Source organism: Hyphomicrobium sp. (genome assembly GCF_036780825.1).
Lineage (GTDB): Bacteria > Pseudomonadota > Alphaproteobacteria > Rhizobiales > Hyphomicrobiaceae > Hyphomicrobium_C.
This window is the reverse complement of record NZ_DAIQCD010000003.1, coordinates 141,931-160,336: the sequence shown is the minus strand read 5'-3', so window position 1 is coordinate 160,336 and position 18,406 is coordinate 141,931. Positions and strand designations below refer to the sequence as shown.

General features: G+C 62.9%; 20 protein-coding genes, 1 tRNA gene and 1 pseudogene. 15 read left to right on the top strand and 7 right to left on the bottom strand.

Annotated elements, in window-relative coordinates:
* Window positions 1–191 precede the first annotated feature (191 nt).
* Genes V7P99_RS03045 through glpX form a run of 3 tightly spaced genes read left to right on the top strand, consistent with a single transcriptional unit; the run spans window position 192 to window position 3,801 of the window.
* Entirely contained in the window at window positions 192–1,418 is a 1,227-nt protein-coding gene (locus V7P99_RS03045) for an LL-diaminopimelate aminotransferase (protein ID WP_333793343.1), read from the top strand.
* Between the two features lie 25 nt (window positions 1,419–1,443).
* Window positions 1,444–2,781: a homoserine dehydrogenase gene (locus V7P99_RS03040; protein ID WP_333793342.1), complete on the top strand. Its 1,338-nt coding sequence runs from the start codon at window positions 1,444–1,446 to the stop codon at window positions 2,779–2,781.
* Window positions 2,782–3,801 carry a class II fructose-bisphosphatase gene (gene glpX / locus V7P99_RS03035; protein ID WP_442909856.1) on the top strand — a complete coding sequence of 340 codons (1,020 nt, stop codon included), beginning with the start codon at window positions 2,782–2,784 and terminating at the stop codon, window positions 3,799–3,801.
* A 147-nt stretch (window positions 3,802–3,948) separates the two neighbouring features.
* On the opposite strand, the gene V7P99_RS03030 is transcribed toward glpX, so the two are convergent.
* Window positions 3,949–4,080 carry a hypothetical protein gene (locus V7P99_RS03030; protein ID WP_333793341.1) on the bottom strand — a complete coding sequence of 44 codons (132 nt, stop codon included), beginning with the start codon at window positions 4,078–4,080 and terminating at the stop codon, window positions 3,949–3,951.
* A gap of 150 nt (window positions 4,081–4,230) precedes the next feature.
* Here V7P99_RS03030 and recJ point away from each other — a divergent pair, with 150 nt between their 5' ends.
* Together recJ and V7P99_RS03020 are read left to right on the top strand one after the other, a co-directional pair.
* Window positions 4,231–6,084: a single-stranded-DNA-specific exonuclease RecJ gene (gene recJ, locus V7P99_RS03025; protein ID WP_333793340.1), complete on the top strand. Its 1,854-nt coding sequence runs from the start codon at window positions 4,231–4,233 to the stop codon at window positions 6,082–6,084.
* 118 nt (window positions 6,085–6,202) lie between these two features.
* Window positions 6,203–6,277: transfer RNA gene (locus V7P99_RS03020), tRNA-Glu, on the top strand.
* 66 nt (window positions 6,278–6,343) lie between these two features.
* Here the strand turns inward: V7P99_RS03020 and V7P99_RS03015 are convergent.
* The 6 genes from V7P99_RS03015 to V7P99_RS02990 all read right to left on the bottom strand — a co-directional run bounded on the left by V7P99_RS03015 (window position 6,344) and on the right by V7P99_RS02990 (window position 10,046).
* A complete protein-coding gene (locus V7P99_RS03015) occupies window positions 6,344–7,426 on the bottom strand; it encodes a tyrosine-type recombinase/integrase (protein ID WP_333793339.1) in 1,083 nt (360 codons plus the stop codon).
* Window positions 7,427–7,715: 289 nt separating this feature from the next.
* Complete coding sequence (locus V7P99_RS03010; RefSeq protein ID WP_333793338.1) at window positions 7,716–8,108, bottom strand: hypothetical protein; 393 nt, start codon at window positions 8,106–8,108, stop codon at window positions 7,716–7,718.
* A gap of 653 nt (window positions 8,109–8,761) precedes the next feature.
* Complete coding sequence (locus V7P99_RS03005) at window positions 8,762–9,055, bottom strand: hypothetical protein (protein ID WP_333793337.1); 294 nt, start codon at window positions 9,053–9,055, stop codon at window positions 8,762–8,764.
* Window positions 9,052–9,411: a hypothetical protein gene (locus V7P99_RS03000; RefSeq protein WP_333793336.1), complete on the bottom strand. Its 360-nt coding sequence runs from the start codon at window positions 9,409–9,411 to the stop codon at window positions 9,052–9,054. The genes V7P99_RS03005 and V7P99_RS03000 overlap by 4 nt, the downstream gene beginning before the upstream one ends.
* Entirely contained in the window at window positions 9,404–9,736 is a 333-nt protein-coding gene (locus V7P99_RS02995) for a hypothetical protein (protein ID WP_333793335.1), read from the bottom strand. Before V7P99_RS02995 ends, V7P99_RS03000 begins: the two co-directional genes overlap by 8 nt.
* Window positions 9,723–10,046, bottom strand: coding sequence for a hypothetical protein (locus V7P99_RS02990; RefSeq protein WP_333793334.1), 324 nt, complete (start codon window positions 10,044–10,046; stop codon window positions 9,723–9,725). Before V7P99_RS02990 ends, V7P99_RS02995 begins: the two co-directional genes overlap by 14 nt.
* A gap of 600 nt (window positions 10,047–10,646) precedes the next feature.
* Here V7P99_RS02990 and V7P99_RS02985 point away from each other — a divergent pair.
* The 10 genes and pseudogenes from V7P99_RS02985 (at window position 10,647) to V7P99_RS02940 (ending at window position 18,372) form a co-directional block, all read left to right on the top strand.
* Window positions 10,647–11,300, top strand: a complete 654-nt coding sequence (locus tag V7P99_RS02985; RefSeq protein WP_333793333.1) for a response regulator transcription factor — start codon at window positions 10,647–10,649, stop codon at window positions 11,298–11,300.
* Between the two features lie 2 nt (window positions 11,301–11,302).
* Window positions 11,303–12,655 carry a sensor histidine kinase gene (locus tag V7P99_RS02980; RefSeq protein WP_333793332.1) on the top strand — a complete coding sequence of 451 codons (1,353 nt, stop codon included), beginning with the start codon at window positions 11,303–11,305 and terminating at the stop codon, window positions 12,653–12,655.
* 81 nt (window positions 12,656–12,736) lie between these two features.
* A complete protein-coding gene (locus tag V7P99_RS02975) occupies window positions 12,737–13,462 on the top strand; it encodes a glycosyltransferase family 2 protein (RefSeq protein ID WP_333793331.1) in 726 nt (241 codons plus the stop codon).
* The gene (locus V7P99_RS02970; protein ID WP_333793330.1) at window positions 13,459–13,782 is read left to right on the top strand and encodes a lipid-A-disaccharide synthase N-terminal domain-containing protein; all 324 of its coding nucleotides are present in this window, start codon (window positions 13,459–13,461) and stop codon (window positions 13,780–13,782) included. The genes V7P99_RS02975 and V7P99_RS02970 overlap by 4 nt, the downstream gene beginning before the upstream one ends.
* Window positions 13,766–15,364, top strand: a complete 1,599-nt coding sequence (locus V7P99_RS02965; protein ID WP_333793329.1) for an ArnT family glycosyltransferase — start codon at window positions 13,766–13,768, stop codon at window positions 15,362–15,364. The genes V7P99_RS02970 and V7P99_RS02965 overlap by 17 nt, the downstream gene beginning before the upstream one ends.
* A gap of 137 nt (window positions 15,365–15,501) precedes the next feature.
* A complete protein-coding gene (locus tag V7P99_RS02960; RefSeq protein ID WP_333793328.1) occupies window positions 15,502–15,837 on the top strand; it encodes an ArsR/SmtB family transcription factor in 336 nt (111 codons plus the stop codon).
* A gap of 18 nt (window positions 15,838–15,855) precedes the next feature.
* Window positions 15,856–16,557 (top strand): MIP/aquaporin family protein, encoded by a 702-nt coding sequence (locus V7P99_RS02955; protein WP_333793327.1) that lies wholly within the window; start codon window positions 15,856–15,858, stop codon window positions 16,555–16,557.
* 2 nt (window positions 16,558–16,559) lie between these two features.
* Window positions 16,560–16,929 (top strand): annotated as a pseudogene (gene arsC / locus V7P99_RS02950) (arsenate reductase (glutaredoxin)).
* Window positions 16,930–16,932: 3 nt separating this feature from the next.
* Entirely contained in the window at window positions 16,933–17,703 is a 771-nt protein-coding gene (arsH, locus tag V7P99_RS02945) for an arsenical resistance protein ArsH (RefSeq protein WP_333793326.1), read from the top strand.
* A 126-nt stretch (window positions 17,704–17,829) separates the two neighbouring features.
* On the top strand, window positions 17,830–18,372 hold the full coding sequence (locus V7P99_RS02940) for a flavin reductase family protein (protein ID WP_333793325.1): 543 nt from the start codon (window positions 17,830–17,832) through the stop codon (window positions 18,370–18,372).
* Window positions 18,373–18,406 lie beyond the last annotated feature (34 nt).

The window sequence follows — 18,406 nt, the reverse complement described above, 5'->3', positions numbered from 1 at the left end:
GCGGGCAAACCCGCGCCGCCTCTGGACGCTGCGGGGCTCCATGGCGTACAAACAAGGTGAATAAGCGGTCTCCATCGCTCGATTGCGGTACGTGCTCCCTTGGGCGGGCCGTGCTGGATGGTGGCGGGACCAGCCGTTTCACCGCCCTGCCGCCCCGTGCAGGACATTGCCTCGTACCCAGAGAGATGATCGTGAACGACGAGTTCCATCGCATAAAGCGTCTGCCGCCCTACGTCTTTGCCGAGGTCAATCGTCTCAAGGCAGCGGCGCGTGCGGCAGGAGCCGACATCATCGATCTCGGCATGGGCAACCCTGATATGCCGACACCGCAGCATATCATCGACAAGCTGGTCGAGACGGTAGCAAAGCCGCGTACGCACCGGTATTCGGCATCGCGGGGCATTCCCGGACTGCGGCGCGCGCAGGCGGCCTATTATGCGCGCCGGTTCGGCGTGAAGCTCGATCCCGAGACGCAGGTGGTGGCGACGCTCGGCTCCAAGGAGGGTTTCGCCAACATGGCGCAGGCGATCACGGCGCCGGGCGACGTGATCCTGGTGCCGAACCCCACCTATCCCATCCATGAATTCGGCTTCCTGATCTCGGGCGCGGCCATGGGCCACGTGAAGGCCGGCAACGGGGAGGACTTTCTGCGCGCCGTCGAGCATGCCTGCCGCCATTCCATCCCGAAGCCGCTCGCGGTCGTGCTCTCCTATCCCTCGAACCCGACGGCGATGACCGCCAGCCTCGATTTCTACAAGGACGCCGTGGCGCTGGCGAAGAAGCTCGGCCTCATCATCCTGTCGGATCTCGCCTACGCCGAGATCTACTTCGACGACAACCCGCCGCCCTCGGTGCTCGAGGTGCCGGGCGCTATCGACATCACGGTGGAGTTCACCTCGCTCTCCAAGACCTACAGCATGCCGGGTTGGCGGATGGGCTTCGCGGTGGGCAACGAACGCCTCATCGCGGCGCTGGCGCGCGTCAAATCCTATCTCGATTATGGCGCCTTCACGCCCATCCAGGTGGCGGCCGCCACCGCCCTCAACAGCTCGCAGGACTGCGTGGACGAGATCCGCCGCGTCTATAAGGCGCGCCGCGACTGTCTGGTCGAAAGCTTCGGGCGGGCCGGATTTCCGGTGCCGCCGCCGCCGGCAACCATGTTCGCCTGGTGCCCCATTCCGGAGCCGTTCCGAGCCCTCGGCTCGGTGGAATTCTCTAAGTTATTGATAGAGAAGGCGGACGTTGCGGTTTCGCCTGGCCTCGGCTTTGGGGAGCATGGGGAAGGATTCGTGCGCATCGCGCTGGTCGAGAACGAGCATCGTATCCGGCAAGCGGCCCGCTCGATCAAGAAGTTGCTCGCCCAGGGCCCGGAAACTATGCATAACGTCATTCCCATCCCGCAGACAGTCAGCGGATAACCGCTTCAGCTCGTAAACGTCCATCATGTCAGATCCTTTGACCCTCGGCGTGGCCGGACTCGGCACCGTCGGCATGGGGCTCATTCAACTCCTCGCGGCCCACGCGCCGCGCCTTCAGCAGATGCTCGGCCGCTCCGTCAAGGTGACGGGGGTGTCCGCGCGCTCGCGCGATAAGGAACGTGGGGGAGGGCTCGACGATGTGCGCTGGTTCGACGATCCCGTAGCCCTCGCGCGCGATCCATCGAACCAGGTGTTCGTGGAGCTGATCGGCGGCGAAGAGGGCCCGGCGAAGGCCGCCATCGAGGCGGCGCTGCGCGCAAAGAAGCATGTCGTCACGGCGAACAAGGCGCTGCTTGCGAAACACGGCATCGCGCTGGCCCGGCTTGCCGAGGAGAACGGCGTCGCACTCAATTTCGAGGCGGCTGTGGCAGGCGGCATCCCGATCATCAAAACGCTGCGCGAGGCGCTCGCCGCCAACCGCGTCAAGCGCGTCTACGGCATTTTGAACGGCACCTGCAACTTCATCCTGACGAAGATGACGGATGAACACATGAGCTTTGCCGACGCGCTGCGCGAGGCGCAGGAGCTCGGTTATGCGGAAGCGGATCCGTCGTTCGACGTCGGAGGTTTCGATGCGGCGCATAAGCTGTCGCTCCTGGTCAGCCTCGCCTTCGGAACGGTGATCGATTTCGACAGGATCCATGTCGAGGGTATCGAGGCGATCACGACGGCGGACATCGCAGCTGCGGCGGAGCTCGGCTACTCCATCAAGCTGCTCGGTGTGGCGTCCGATACCGAAGACGGTGTCGAGGCGCGCGTGACGCCGGTTCTGGTGGCGGAGGAGTCGGCGCTTGCTGAAGTGTCGGGCGTGACGAACTGCGTCGGCATCGATGGTGACTTCGCCGGCAACCTGCTGCTGGTGGGGCCCGGTGCGGGCGCTAAGCCCACGGCGTCGGCAGTGGCGAGCGATATCGTCGATATCGCGCGCGGGCTCGTGATGCCGCCGTTCATCCGCTCGACCAATGTTCTTGCGCCGGCGCGCGGCCTGGATCTCGGCACCCACCTCGGCAACTATTACGTGCGGCTTTACGTTTACGACCGGCCCGGCGCCATGGCCGCCATCACGCGGCGCATGAGCGATGAGAACGTCTCGCTCGAGAGCATCGTGCAGAAGCGGCCCGGGCGCGGCGTGCATCCCGGCCAGGCCGCGGAGCCGCCGCCGGGCGCGGCGGAGCCGGCGGTCAATGTTATACTCATCACGCACGACACCACCGAGGATGCGATGCGCAAGGCGCTCTGGGCGATCGAGGCCGATGGGCATGTTGCAGAGCGGCCGCAAATGATCCGCATCGAGGATCTTTGAATGCAAACGGACGAGGGCCTCATGGCAAAGGATAGTGGCGCGGTCGGGCTCGATCGCATGCTGGTTCTCGAGGTGGCGCGCGTGACGGAGGCGGCCGCGCTGGCGGCGGCGAAGTTCTGCGGGCGCGGCAACGAGAAGGCCGCCGACAAGGCCGCGGTCGATGCCATGCGCCACGAGCTCGGCCGCGTTTCGCTGCGCGGGACGGTGGTAATCGGCGAAGGCGAGATGGACGAGGCGCCGATGCTCTACATCGGCGAGCAGGTGGGGGACGGCACCGGGCCGGAGGTCGATATTGCTGTCGACCCGCTCGAGGGCACCACGATCTGCGCCAAGCGGATGCCGAACGCGCTCGCCGTGCTGGCTATCGCGGAGCGAGGCGGCTTCCTGCACGCGCCGGATATGTACATGAGCAAGATTGCGATCGGTCCGGGCTATCCGGAAGGAATCGTCGATCTCGATGCGCCGGTGGCGGAGAACCTTGCGGCGCTTGCCAAGGCCAAGGGCGTGGCGGTGAGCAACATCACCGCCTGCATTCTTGACCGGCCGCGGCATGCGGACCTCATCCGCGACGTGCGGGCGGCGGGGGCCGGCGTGCAGCTCATTCCCGATGGAGACATCGCGGGCGTGATCTGGACCACGGATCCCGCCGAAACGGGCATCGACATCTATCTCGGATCGGGCGGCGCGCCTGAGGGGGTACTGGCGGCGGCGGCGCTGCGCTGCATCGGCGGCCAGATGCAAGGCCGCCTTCTGCCCTCGAACGACGCGGAGATCGCGCGTGCCGCGAGGATGGGGATCAGCGACATCAAGAGAAAGTTCAAGCTCGAGGATATGGCGTCGTCGGATGTCATCTTCGCGGCGACGGGCGTGACGGATGGATCGCTGCTCTCCGGCGTCAAGCTGCATGGGAACGCGGCCGAGACCGAGACAGTGATCATGCGCTCGAAGACGGGAACCGTGCGCCGCATCAAGAGCCGCTTCCGCGACATCGGCCACATGCTGGCCGAGAGCCGGGATTAGAGTGATGCGGAAAAGTGGGAACCGGTTTCCCGATAAGAAGCCCGTAGAAACAGAAGCTTAGAGCCGTTCCTCGATTCCACTGGAGCGAAACGGCTCTAGGCAGCTGGCGCGTTCACGACGGGGCCCTCGGAGGGTTCCGTGCAGGCGCTAGTTGGCTTCGAGCTTGAAACCCGGCACGTCGATGCGCACGGCCGTGCGCTGGCTGTCGTAATAGAGATAGCCAAGCACGGCGATGCCGGCCAGCAGCAGCAGGATGACGATGTTCTTGGGGTCGCTCATGAACGCCTCGCTCTCGGACCGTCCTGCACCTCTGCCATAACCGTTTGCCGCAAACAAGCTTCCGCAACCTGTGGACAAGGGCACGGAGGTGTCGCTCCTGCCCGGATCTCCTGAAACGCTTAGCCCGGAGCGAATCAAAAGGGGATCTCTATGACGGCACTCAGAAAAGCGCACGTTCCGGACGAGGCACCGGACGAAGCGGCGTTTCTCGGCGTGGTGCGGTCGGCGCGCGGCTATCGCTGGCGTGAGATGCTCGAGCCCTTTCGGGCCAACGAGGCGATCGCGATCAGCCAGCGGCACGGATTGCCCGAGCTGCTCGGCCGCGTGCTGGCGGCGCGGGAGGTCGGGCTCGATGAGGTCGCGGTCTTCCTCGATCCGACCATCCGGGCACTGATGCCGGATCCCTCGACGCTCACCGATATGGACAAGGCGGCGACGCGGCTCGCCGACGCCGTGATGCGCAAGGAGCGGGTCGCGGTGTTCGGCGACTACGATGTGGACGGCGCATGCTCGTCGGCGCTTGTAGCGCGCTTCCTCGCCCACCATGGCGTGCGCGGGCGCATCTATATTCCGGATCGCCTTACGGAGGGCTACGGCCCGAATGCGGCGGCCATCGACCAACTCGTCGGCGAGGGCGCGCAGCTGATCGTTACGGTCGACTGCGGGACGACGAGTGTCGACGTGCTCTCCGGTGCGAGTGCCCTGGGCGCCGATGTCGTCGTCATCGACCACCATCAGGCGGACGAGACGCTGCCAGCCGTTCACGCGCTCGTCAACCCCAACCGGCTCGACGACATTTCGGGGCAGGGGCATCTCTGCGCGGCGGGCGTGACGTTTCTCACGCTGGTGGCGACGGCACGCGAGCTTCGGCGCCGCGGCCACTATGGTGCCGATATGCCGGAGCCGCAGCTCATCGGCGACCTCGATCTCGTAGCGCTGGCGACGGTGGCGGACGTGGTGCCGCTCAAGGGCCTCAACCGCGCCTATGTGACGAAGGGGCTGCAGGTGCTGCGCGGGCGCGAGAATGTGGGGCTGCGTGCGCTTGCCGACGCGGCGGGGCTCAGTGAGGCTCCGGCGGCGTATCATCTCGGCTTCATCCTGGGCCCGCGCATCAATGCGGGCGGGCGAATCGGGGACGCGGCGCTCGGGGCCAAGCTCCTCTCGACGGAGGACGAGGGCGAGGCGGTGCGGATCGCGTCTCTGCTCGATCGGCTCAACAAGGAGCGCAAGGAGATCGAGCAGGCGGCGCTTGAGGAGGCGGTTTCGATCGCCGAGCGCCGGCTCGAGGAGGATGCGGGGCTCAGCGTCCTCATGGTCGGATCGGAGGACTGGCATCGCGGCGTCGTCGGCCTCATCGCAAGCCGCCTCACGGAGCGCTTCAAGAGGCCGAGCTGCGTCATCTCGTGGGAGAATGGGGCAGCAGATGCCACCGCGATCGGCACCGGATCGCTGCGCTCGGTCGCGGGCATCGATATCGGTGCGGCTGTGCGTAAGGCGGTGGCCGCCGGGCATCTCATCAAGGGCGGCGGTCACGCCATGGCGGCGGGGCTGACTGTCGACAAGACTAAGCACGACGACCTCGTACGCTTCTTCTCGGAGGCGCTCGGAGATGCGGCCGTCCGGCTGTCAGAACGGGCGGCCCTTCTGATCGACGGCGCCATGACGCCGTCCGCGGTGACCGACAGCCTCATCGACCTCATCGAGCGGGCGGGCCCCTACGGGCAGGGCAATCCGCAGCCGCGCTTCGTCTTTCCGGCCCATCGGGTGAAGTATGTGAAGCCCGTCGGCGCGGCCCACATCCGCTGCGTCATCGAGGCCGGTGACGGGTCACGTCTCGATGCCGTCGCCTTCCGGGCGGCAGGCCAGCCGCTCGGCGAACTCTTGACGGCCGCTGCGGGCGGGATGCCGGTGCATGTGGCCGGCCATCTCCGCCGCGACACCTGGGGCGGGCGCAATCGTATCGAGCTTCAGATCGAGGACGCCGCGGATCCGCGTCAGCAGTAGGGACCTTTCAGGACCGTTAAAAAGCGCAATTCGCCTCGGGACACGCGCGCCCGCTTGCGTGGCGAGGAAATCCTTTCTATACCACGCGCTGCCGTCGGCGGTTTCCCGCCCCGGCCGCGCTCCCTTCGTCTATCGGTTAGGACGCCAGATTTTCAATCTGGAAAGACGGGTTCGACTCCCGTAGGGAGCGCCAACGACTTTGATTTTGCTAGGAAATTTACCGGTTCGGCGGTCGCCGAACTGGGGTTAGGCGGAAAGCCTATCGACCGAGATGGATGGATGCCGCCTCGGCCATCTTCCTTTGACGCGCGCCGCGCGTGTAACGATCGACCTCGGCCGCCGTCCTGTGGCCGGTAATCGCCATGATGTGCCGATCCGAACAACCAAGCTCAGCCAGCCGGGAAGCAGTAGCCTTGCGCAAGCCGTGCGCCGAGCAATGGCGCAAGCCCGCCTGATTGCACCAGTCCCGGAAGCGGTTCCCGAAGCCAGCGATCGCATAAGGTTTGCCGAACTCCGTCACCAGCCACGTCGTCGTCCCGACCATCCTCGTCGCCCGGATGATCCGGCGAAGCTCGGGGACAACAGGCAGGGACATATCAACCGGGCTGCGGTTGCGGTTCTTCCACTGCCGGAAGTGCAGCCACTCGTCCTTCACCATCGGCTCGCCGAAGCGGATGATGTCGCTGCGCCGCTGCCCGGTATAGAGCAAGATCGCCAGTGCCAGACGGGCGCGTGTCCCGACCGGATGCCGCTTCTCGAACTTCTCGACTTCCTCGATTGACCAGGAATGGTAGCCATCGCTGCGGGCGAACAGGAAGGACACGTCCCGCGCTGGGTTCCACTTCACAACGTCGGGCTCGGCTTCCAAGCCCCACTTGAAGATGCGCCGGAATGCCTTCAGCCGCCCGTTCGCTGCGTTGGGGAGGTCCTTCTTGCGGTCGCGCAGGACCCGAAACGCCTTCGGTGTCAGTTCGTCGAGCGGGAAGTCCTTGAACAGGTCGGACGCCCCCGGCGCGATAGGCTCCATCAGGCAAGCCTCGACGATCCTCCGCCGATCGGTCTGCGTTGACTGGCCAAGCTGCGCGAACTCTGCCGAGTTCCAGAACTCCTGACATAGCCAGCCAAGCGTCCCGCGAGTGGCCCTTACTAGCGTCGGCTTGTCCTTCCGCTTCGGCCGCTTGGGCACCGGCTTGCTCGCCGCAGCTACGGCGTAGCGATCCGCGAAGTCCGGATCGTCGGGATCGGGTAGGGCTATGCGCGGCCCGTTGCCTTTGCGATAGTAGAAACGCACCTTTCCGTGCCTATCTACCTCGCGCCGGACGTGTTTATAGGTCGTCGTCATTCAATACACTTCCTTCCTTCAAGTCTTCTAGACTTCGACGTGCGCCCACTTGCTCGCGGGTGCGCCGTCAGTTGGAAGCATATCGAATGCTAAGTCCAGGGCCTTCACGTCCCATACAACGCGGCCGCCGATGCGCTTTGGCTTCGGCATCCGTCCGTCTTTGACCATCTCATCAAATGTTGTGGGGGAAATTCCAACGTAGCGGGCCGCCTCCGCGCGCGAAACGCCACGCGGAGGGAGCGAGCGCGGCAGGATGTCCCGCCGTGAGGCATCGACCATCGCCATGCCTCTAGGCTCGTCCCGCCTCATCCAACTTGGTGGTCAAGGCGGCGCACCCCGCCTTAAAATACAGCGCCGTCGTGCGATCGGCCTTGCTCCGCGCATCGGCCCCCACGACGAGGCTCATGAGCCATACGAGCATGCTGGCTCCGTTGGGAGGCTCCATGTTCTCGATCAAGAGCTCGCCGCAAATCTCACGCCAGAGCGCCCGCGCCTTTGTTGCCGCCTCCTCGTGGGCCATGATCCGAGCTTCGGCCTCATTGAGTTCCCGAAGCACGTTGTGCGCGCGGGATTGGACGCGATCATCGATCGTCGATTGCATTTGCATGCGCATTGCGCGGCGCATGTCGCGAAGCATCGTTGCCGATCGAGCAGAGAAGGAATTGACGGCCGCCGTGGTCATGTCGCTGATACGCTCCGTTACTGTGGCTGATGGCTTCGATTTGGTGGCGCGGTGGAAACCCAAACCAGCATCCTTCCTTTCGGTGTATCGAGAGAGAAAAGCCCTCTGATCGTCTCCGCATATTGCTCGTGCTTATGGGCGGAAAGCTCCGCATCGGACGCCGCACTGAGCGGTCCGAACTCGCGATAGCGTCGAGCGGCTAAGCGGCTATCGGTTGCGAGAAGGTCATGAAGACCGGCGACCCGATCGTATGCTTCCCTTTCTACCGTGCGGAGCGCCTCATCGATGAGCGCTTCGAGTTCGGCTCGGCTGTGGTGGAGCGGAGCATGTTCCATCGAACGATCGAACCACGCGTCCGCGACGGCCCTGCCGGTGGTTCTCCCTTTTTGGTTCGTCATGAGCCAATCCTTCCGATAAATTCAAAAAGCCCCCAGAAGCCAACAGCCACCCCCAAGAACACAAGAGCGGGACCGAAGTTCTCTGCGCTGTGGGCTATCGAGACCGTCAAGCAGCCAATAGCAAAGGCGAATAGCGGCCTGGGGCTCATTGATCATCCTCCGTTAGCCATTCGATCGCCTGGATGAGGCCGATGGTGGCGACGACGACAAGAACTGTAGCCAGGGCGCGGCAGGCGATCGAAGTAATGAACTCCATCACTTCTCTCCTGTTTCCTTGGAGACGCTGCGTTCGTCACCGCGCTGGGCTTTGCGCTCCGGGAGCACCCACTCCTGCACAGGTAGCGGCGTCTGGCAGATGAACGAGAGCCAAGCTTTGCCGCGCGCAGTGGCGTGGTAATCGGGACCGTCAATCAGGCCATGGCAGCGAAGCAAACTTCGCGCATAGTGTGCCTCTGGGTCGCGCCATACGCTCTCCGGGATGTTTGACCCCGGCTTGTCGCTGCACACGCACTCGATCAGGACCTGAATGGTGAGAGGTGAGATGATCATGTGCTCTCCCCTGTTGCCTTGGAGAGAGCGGCGCGGGCAACGACTACGCAAGCCCAGTGTTCGGCTTTCTCAGCGTCTCCAAATTGGTCCTGCGCGTGCTGCAGGTTCATTTCGATTATCTTCTGAAGCGCATCGAACATCTCCGGCGCTGCTGCGATGAGACGGGCGTTGGCCTTGGCTTCCTCCAATGGAGGGCTATCATTTCCACCTTTGCCTATTGGCTTCCCGTTGCCGATATGAACGGTGGCGACAGCCCCCGCATACCCCTCGCAAACCACTGACGCGCAGTTGCACTCCACTTCATCGCGAGCGAAATGCGGCACAACCCACGGCCCCGGCGTGTGCTTACTATCCATTGGCTTCATCCTTCTTGGAGAGAGCGGGCTCGCACGCCAGTGCTGCTGTTAGCGCCGCCCGAACAGCGTCCCGGCATTCATCCATTGTGAGGGCGTTGAGCGTTATGTGCCGGCACGCCTTCGCTCCGAGTTCGATCATTTCCTCGGTCGGTATAGCGCGCGCCTTCTCCAGCTCTTTGGCGATCTCCTCGGCGGCCACGAAAGGACGCATCCCGCGTAAATCGTGCGGTTTCACGGTGCAATATTCTCCGGTAAACTCTCCGGTGTTCTCGTCAAACCCGAGCCAGATGCTCCCGCGAACCCGGAGCACGTCAGCATTCTGCATCTGCCACCTCCTGCTTTGCGATGATTGCGCGGAGGAGGAACGCGACACAGGTGAGGGCGTCATTGGCCAGCACAGGAAATGTGTACGCGATGGGCGGGCCGAGTTCTGCTGGTACACCTGCATGTGTCAGATAAAATCGACCGAGACCGTCGCGTGACCACGCTAAGCCCGGCAGCATCTGCTTTACGAGAGCGAGAGCAGCATCGAGGGAGGCGGTGTAGCGCGGAACCTCTAGTTCGCCGCTCGGTCCTATGAAGTTGAACGGTGGCATCGGTTCCCAGCCCGCGATGAGGGCGAGATCAACATCCAAATCCTGATCCGGCCCCGTCGCATTTTCGACGCGTGTCAGTAGTGCGGTGACACGGCTTCGGCAGAGTGAGAGTTAGCGTTTTTCTTTTTCATTTGCCTGCTCCTCAAAGAGCAAATGGCGCCATTCGCGCTGTGGGCAGCGCGCGCCATTATCCGCGGCGATGTGAAATGAGAGAAAGCGGAGCGCTGGTCAGGAACCACGCACGGGGCGCGTCGCGCAATCGGGGGTGCGGCGGAATTCGACGTTGCACGAAGGACGCCGAGCGATAAAGCCGGACCATGGCTTCGTCTCCTGAAGCCCCCCGTCCGCCTGCAAATCTTTACGCGAAATCTCAAGTCCGATCCAGCGTGCGCTTAGCGGTAGTTAATGCCGCCACAGTCGCAACAGCTGCCGCGAAGGGAATTTCGCAAGCCAATCCAGCGGCTACCTTTGTGCGCCGGGTGCCCACAACGCTGCCATCTATCTGGCGAGAAGAGCGAGGCTGTAATAGCGAGACGGCGGGGCGACAAACACGAATGGGGTGGCGCCCGCAAGAAACCGCATTGTTAGGAGCTAACGTCGTCCAGGTCGATCCAAGCTTCAGGATGAACTGAGTAAGCCATGAGAATCCTTCTCATCGAGGATGAGCCGCTGCTGGGAGACGCCGTAGCCGCTCATCTCGGCAAGCGGCACGCCGTCGATTGGATGCAGTCCCTTGAAGAGGCCTCAGGAGCGGTGCGGGCGATCGCTTATGACCTGCTTCTTCTGGATCTCAATCTTCCCGACGGGCGTGGGCTCGACCTGTTGCGGTCTTTGCGAAAATCCGGTGACCGCGTCCCGGTCATCATCATCACCGCGCGCGATCAGATCCGCGACCGCATCGAGGGCCTCAATTCCGGGGCGGACGATTACGTTCTGAAACCGTTCGATCTCGACGAGCTCACCGCGCGCATCCACTCCGTGCAGCGCCGCGCGGCCGCACACCCCAGTCCGCGGTTCACCGTTGGAGGCATCGAAATCGATCAAGCGGCGCGCACGGTCTGGCGCGACGGGGCGGAGATCCAGCTCACGGCGCGCGAGTGGGCATTGCTGGAATGCTTTACCTCCCGGCTCAACACCATCGTGTCGAAGGCCAAGCTCGAGGAAGCGCTGTACGAATTCGGATCCGAAATTGAAAGCAATGCCGTCGAGGTGTATGTCAGCCGCCTGCGCAAGAAGCTGGGCAGCAGCGCCATCCGGACGGTTCGCGGCCTTGGCTACAGGATGGACGCTTAGCCATGTATCCCTGGTCGATCAAGAAACGGCTCATCCGCTCGTTGATCGCCCTCTTCACGCTATTCTGGATCGCCGGCGTGGTCGCAGCCGGCCTTGTCGTTCGCGAAGAAGTCGCCGAAGTTTTCGACAGTGCGCTGCGCGCGACGGGAGGCGAACTCGTGCCCGTTGCTCTTGAGGAGTACCGCCGCAAAATCTCCGGGCAAAGCGATCCACGGCCTTCCGAGGCGCGCTCGTCCTCTTTCAGCGCAAGCCGCAGCCATGTGCATTATTTGCTCCGCGAACGAAGCGGCGCGGTGGTGCTCGCATCCACCGGAACACCCGAGCCGCTACCATCGATCCCGCTCAAGAAAGGCTTCTACGACCGGGGCGATTACCGCTACTACACGCATCATTTGGGCGACGAGGATCTATGGTTTGTCGTAGCCCATGAATTGCAGGAACGGCGGGAGGCGGTCATCGGATTGTGGCTTGGCCTTGCGTCGCCGCTGATCGCCCTCCTACCGATTGCGGCTTTTGCCGTGTGGCGCACGGTGGACCGAACCACGAAGCCCATGTCACGCGTTTCCCATGAGCTTGAGACGCGCGGTGGAAACGACCTCAACCCAATCGACACGACTGGTCTTCCATCCGAGCTCACCCCCGTCATAGAATCCGTGAACACACTGATGACGCGCCTCAAGGCTGCGATTGAATCGGAACGTGCGTTTGCAGCCAATGCCGCCCATGAGCTGCGCAATCCGATTGCCGCCGTGCAGGCGCAAATCCAGGTGCTCGCCGCCAATCTTCGCGGAACGGCTGACAGTGCTCGGGCCGAGGGCCTGGCGTCGCAACTCGCAGGGCTCGGGCGCCGCGTCGAGAAGATGCTGCAAATGGCGCGCGCCGAGGCCGGCCTCGCCCACTCCCGGGAGCGCACGGATCTCGCTGCGATCACCGCGCTGGTCGTGAACGATTTCCATCATCTGTCGAATGTTGGCGCACGGCTGAAGCTCGAGATCGAGGATGACGAAAGCTGTTGGGTGGTAATGGATCAGGACGCCATCGCAATCGTCCTTCGCAATGCAATCGAGAACGCGGTGCATCACGGCAGCGCGACCCAGCCCATCGACGTTCGCGTCACACGCAACCACACCGTCCGCGTCATCAACGCGTGCGATGTCCTGCCGCGATCCGCCTTACGAGAGCTCACGCGCCGATTCCGCCGAGGCAACGCTCAGCCGGTTCCCGGCAGCGGCCTCGGCCTCACGATTGTGGATATGATCATGCGTCAGGCGGGTGGTGCGCTGACGCTTGCATCGCCCGCCCACGGCCGTTCCGACGGCTTCGAGGCGGTCTTGGAGTTTCCTGGTGTAATCTGAACCCTCGGCCCGTGCTTTCAGGCAGGTGTCAGGTTCAGATCGGAATGTCCCTCCGCGCGTCTCACGCGACGGAGGGAGCCCGTGTACGCAACCATCGTTATCCCCGCTCACAACGAGGAGGACTGCCTCGGTCCTCTCCTGGTGGAAATCATCGATACGGTAAGCGCGCTCCCCGTGCGGGAGATCGTCGTGGTCGATGACGGCAGCACGGACAAGACCGCCGAGAGCACCATTGCCGCTGCCGGTGATAACGCCATGCTGCGCATCGTTCGCCACAGCCGGCGTCAGGGCCAAAGCCGCGCCCTTCTCACCGGCATCCGGGCCGCGTCGAACGACCTGATCGTTACCCTCGATGCCGACGGCCAGAATGATCCTGCCGACCTTGGCGCCCTCTTTGCTGCCTACGCAGAACGGCAAGCGCAAACCACGCGCCTGATGATCGCCGGGCAACGGCTTGGCCGGCGCGACACGCTCATGAGGCGTGTTTCCTCCCGGATCGCCAACCGCGTCCGCGCGGCCTTGCTCAACGACAACGTGCGCGACACCGGATGCAGCCTGAAACTTTTTCGGCGCCAGGACTTTCTCGAGCTTCCTTTCTTCGATCACATCCACCGCTTTCTTCCCGCCATGATGAAGGCATCCGGCGTGCAGGTCGTTCTCGTCGACGTGAGCCACCGGGCGCGCGCCGCTGGCCGCTCGAAATATGGCATCTGGGACCGCCTCTGGGTCGGCCTGCAGGATCTCGTCGGCGTACGCTGGCTGATGAAGCGCCAGATCGCGAACGTCGAGCTGGAGGACGTGTTTTGATCGCACCAGCGCCGTTTCCAGCGTCAGACACGCTATGGCTCAGCATCGGCCTCCTCGGACAGATGCTCTTTTCGGCGCGCTTTCTCATACAATGGATCGCTTCCGAGCGGCAGCGTCGCTCCGTGGTTCCGCGCGCGTTCTGGTACTTCAGCCTTGCCGGCGGCATCGTCTTGTTGGCTTACGCGATACGGCGCGCCGATCCGGTTTTCATCATAGGCCAGGCTGCCGGGATTTTGATCTACGGACGCAATCTCTACTTCGTCGCCGGTCGGCCCAGACCTGCGCAGACCGCAGGTGTGCCGCGTGACGTCGAACTCTAGTGCAGCCGACAGGCTGTGCGTCGCAGCCGTCCTGCTCCTCGGAACGCTCCTCATCGTCGCCGCTTCGTCGCTCCCTGCATTTCCGGTGGACGAGACGCGCTATCTCACGGTGGCGTGGGAGATGCGCGTAACGGGTGACTGGAGCCTGCCCACGCTCAACTTCGAGCCATACTCGCATAAGCCGCCGCTGCTGTTCTGGCTGATCAATGCGAGCTGGAGCCTCTTCGGGCTCGCCGTCTGGCCGGCGCGACTGATTGGTGCCGCAGCGATGGGGGTCGTCCTTATCCTCACGCATCGCCTCGAGATGCGACTGGCGTCAGAACGCAGGTCCGGTCCTGCTCTCAGCGCCTTGATGCTCCTCGGTCTGCCGCTGTTTCTGGTACTCGGCTTCTCGATCATGTTCGACATGCTGCTCACGGCAACCGTCTCGGGCGCGATGCTGGCGCTCTGGATTGCGGGGCAGACTGGGGAGCGGAAAGCGTTCCTGGCCTATGGCGTCTCGATCGGGCTTGGGCTGCTCGCCAAAGGTCCTGTCGTACTTCTGTTCACCGTCCCGGCGACACTGCTCGCACCTCTCTGGATCGCGCCAGACCAAAGGCGGGCTTGGCTCCTTCATGTCAGCGCAACGCTTGGGCTTGGCGTCCTGATGGCTCTCGCGTGGGCTTTGCGTGCCGCCTCTATCGGAGGACCGGAGTACGCTGAGATGCTGCTGTGGAAGCAATCCGCTGGCCGCATCACCTCATCCTTCGCTCACGCCCGCCCATTTTGGTTCTACCTTCCGGTGCTTCTCCTGTTTTTCCTTCCGCTGCTTATCTGGCGCCCAACGTGGGTCGGCTTGCGAAGAAGCCTCGAGGTCAGGGCACCGCAGCGCAATTTTCTCCTGAGCTGGATTTTGCCGGGCCTCCTTGGTCTCAGCCTGATCAGCGGCAAGCAGATCCACTACCTGTTGCCGTTGTTACCGCCGATCGCGCTGCTCGCTTCGCTCGGCCTGCAGCACATCATCCTGCGCAATGCAGACCGGACCGGCTGGATTGTTCTTGCGGCCGGGCTTCTCTTTGCGCTCATCGGTTTTGCAACGATCAGCAGCCATGACGTTGCATCCAACAGCACCCTCCTCAGCATAGCGGCGGGGCTTGACGTGACGCGGTTGCTTCTGATGGGCGCTCTGGCTATCGGCGCCATCGCACTCTTCCGCGGGACGCCCCAGCGGATGCTCGCAGGGCTTGCAGCGGCCAACTTCATCTTCCTCGGCGGATTGGCGCTTGAGGCCAGATCCGGCATCGCAAGCTTGTTCGACCTGCAGCCCTTGGCCGACGTGGTGCATGGCTTCCGCGACAAACCCATCGCCGTCGCTCAAAGAACCCGGGGAGAGCTGGGCTTCCTCGCCCGGCTGCAACAGCCCGTCATTTTCGTGCCAGAGGCCGAGCTTTCCAAGTGGCTCTCTAAGTATCCGGACGGCGTAGCCATCATTCGAAGCCCGGCGGCCCAGAGCGGCGAGGAACCTGTCGCGGGCCGAGTTCTCTACCGAAAAGAGTACCGCCTGACGGACGTGATCTCGGTCGTCTCCGCGCCGTTGCAGTAGCGTGCACCGAGGTCTTGAAACCGTCCGCCGGGACACAGCGCACCGGCTCTTTTCCGAAGTTAAGGCAGCGAATGGCAGCTAGGGCTGGGCCATAATATTTTCATTGCACGATACAATAATCCTTGTATTATTAGATCATGCGAACAGGCGAAGCCGTCACCGCTTTAGCCGCTCTGGCTCATGAACAGCGGCTCAATATTTTCAGACTTCTCGTTCGCGAGGGGCCGAACGGCCTGCCGGCAAGCGTAATCGCCGAAGCCATTGGCGCCTCGCCAACCGGCGCGTCGTTTCATTTGAAGGAGCTGGATCGCGCCGGGCTGCTTCATGCTACGCGCGAAGGCCGCTACGTGCGCTATGCGGTTCACGTTGAGGGCATGCGCCAGCTTCTGACTTATCTGACCGAGGACTGCTGCCAAGGACACCCGGAGCTCTGCGGCACGAACTTCAAGAAAATAAAAAGCGTGTGCAAGTAAGGACGTGTGGAAGGCTTGATGGCTGCTTCGCTCTCTCAACGCTTCACCGCGGAATTTGCAGGTTCGGCGCTGCTGCTGGCGACAGTGATCGGCTCCGGCGAGATGGGTATCACTCTGTCAGGTGGCAATGTGGCGGTCGCCCTTTTGGCCAATGCCCTCGCGACCGGTGCCATCCTTGTTGTGCTCATCACCATGTTGGAGCCAATTTCCGGAGCTCATTTGAATCCGGCGGTCACAGTAGTCTTTCTCGCGCGGCGCGACGTGTCGCCGAAGGAAGCGTTGACCTATGTGCTCGCGCAAGTGAGCGGCGCCGTGGTGGGCGTGCTTCTCGCGCACGCCATGTTTGATCTTGCGATCGTGCAACTATCGCAAAAGGCACGCAGCGGTGGAGCACAGGCGTTGTCGGAGTGGGTCGCCACGTTCGGCCTCGTGGCAACGATTCTGCTGACGTTAAGGGCTCGCCGCGAAGCCCTAGCCACGGCGGTCGGCCTATACATTATGGCTGCCTATTGGTTCACGGCGTCCACATCGTTCGCCAATCCCGCAGTGACATTCGCACGCGCATTGTCCGACACCTTCGCGGGCATCCGTTTCGCCGATGTGCCGCTGTTTGTCGTCTCGCAAGTTGCCGGAGCCTTCTGCGCCCTTTTCTTCGTCCATCGGCTTACGGGAGAGCGCCGGGCCGAAATACCCGCCCCCGTCCAGTCGCCCGCGGAATAGCCATGAGCATCACGATCTACCACAATCCGGCTTGCGGAACCTCGCGCAATACCCTCGCTATGATCCGCCAACGCGGCGAGGAACCAGCTCGTCTCCCTCATTCGTGCGATAAACATACCGGTGCGTGACGTTCTTCGGAGGAAGGGAACGCCCTATGACGAGCTGGGACTCAACGATCCCAAGTGGAGCGATGACGAGCTGATCGACTTCATGATGCAGCACCCGATCCTGATCAACAGGCCGATCGTCGTGACGCCACGCGGGGCCCGCTTGTGCCGCCCGTCCGAGTTGGTGCTCGAGATACTGCCCAACCCTGATATCGGGGACTTCACCAAGGAAGATGGGGAAGTCGTGCCCGGACGGAAGCGTTAGCCTATGCCAACGAAAGCAAGCAACGGCACAGACACCCTGCCGAACATCGATGCCGCGTCCTTTCGCGTTCCGGACGCCGCGCTTTTGGACGTGCCGTCTCCCTCGCAGCACCGGCCGCGGATTTTATTGCTGTACGGGTCCGTTCGGAAGCGCTCGTACAGCCGCCTCCTCGCGTTCGAAGCGCAGAGGCTTCTGGAGGCTTTCGGTGCTGAAACGCGCATTTTTCATCCAGACGGATTGCCGCTTCCCGACGACGCACCGGATAGTCATCCGAAGGTGAAAGAGCTGCGGGAGCTGGCCGCCTGGTCCGAAGGCATGGTGTGGTGCTCGCCCGAGCGGCACGGCGCAATGAGCGGCATTCTCAAAGCCCAGATCGACTGGATTCCACTTTCAGTAGGCGCCGTACGTCCAACGCAAGGTAAAACACTGGCCGTCATGCAGGTGTGCGGAGGTTCGCAGTCGTTCAACGCCGTCAATCAAATGCGCATCCTCGGCCGATGGATGCGGATGTTCACAATCCCCAACCAGTCGTCGGTTGCAAAGGCCTTTAACGAGTTCGATGAAAGCGGCCGGATGAAGCCCTCATCCTTCTACGACCGCGTCGTGGACGTAATGGAGGAGCTGGTCAAGATGACGCTTCTTCTTCGCGATCGCGCTCCGTATTTGGTGGACCGCTATAGCGAGCGAAAGGAAAGCGCCGAGGAGCTATCCAGACGCGTAAACTTGACTCCTGCCATTGCAGATAAAGGTGGCTCACCGCCGACTGCCGTGTGATGCCATCGCCCTGCGCATGAATGACGTGTCGCCTAGCCGGTATGGTAACCGGCTGCAGGCCCTATGGTCTTCCGAGACCTTCGGTATCATTTACACAACGTCATCATGCGCTCGGGAGATGCGCTCATGCGCCAGCTGGAGATTAGCCGGGTCTTCACCCTTATCGAGCCAGGACCCGTGGTGCTCGTTGCGACCCGCGACGGAGCAAAGAACAACGTCATGACCATATCGTGGACTATGGTGCTGGACTTCAAGCCCCAGTTCGCCATCGCCACAGGCCCATGGAATTATTCTTTTTCGGCCTTGCAAAAGACCAGGGAGTGCGTGATCGCCATCCCGGCGGTCGACCTGTTGGATCGTGTCGTCGGGATCGGGACATGCTCAGGCGTCGACACCGACAAATTCGCCAAGTTCACGCTGACGGCGATGCCCGGCAAGTTCGTCAAGGCGCCTTTGATCGAAGAGTGCCTGGCCAACATCGAATGCAAAGTCGTCGACCTGATCGCCAAGCACAGCATCGTCGTGTTGGAAGCCGTTGCGGCCCACGAGAATCCCACGCGGCGGGAAAGGCGCACGGTTCATGCAGTCGGCGACGGGACTTTCATCGTCGACGGCCGCCGGCTCGACCGGCGGAAAATGATGGCCTCCAAGCTTCCAAAGGGGATCTAAGTCACTACGGGGCGAGGCCGGCCGTGATGAATGC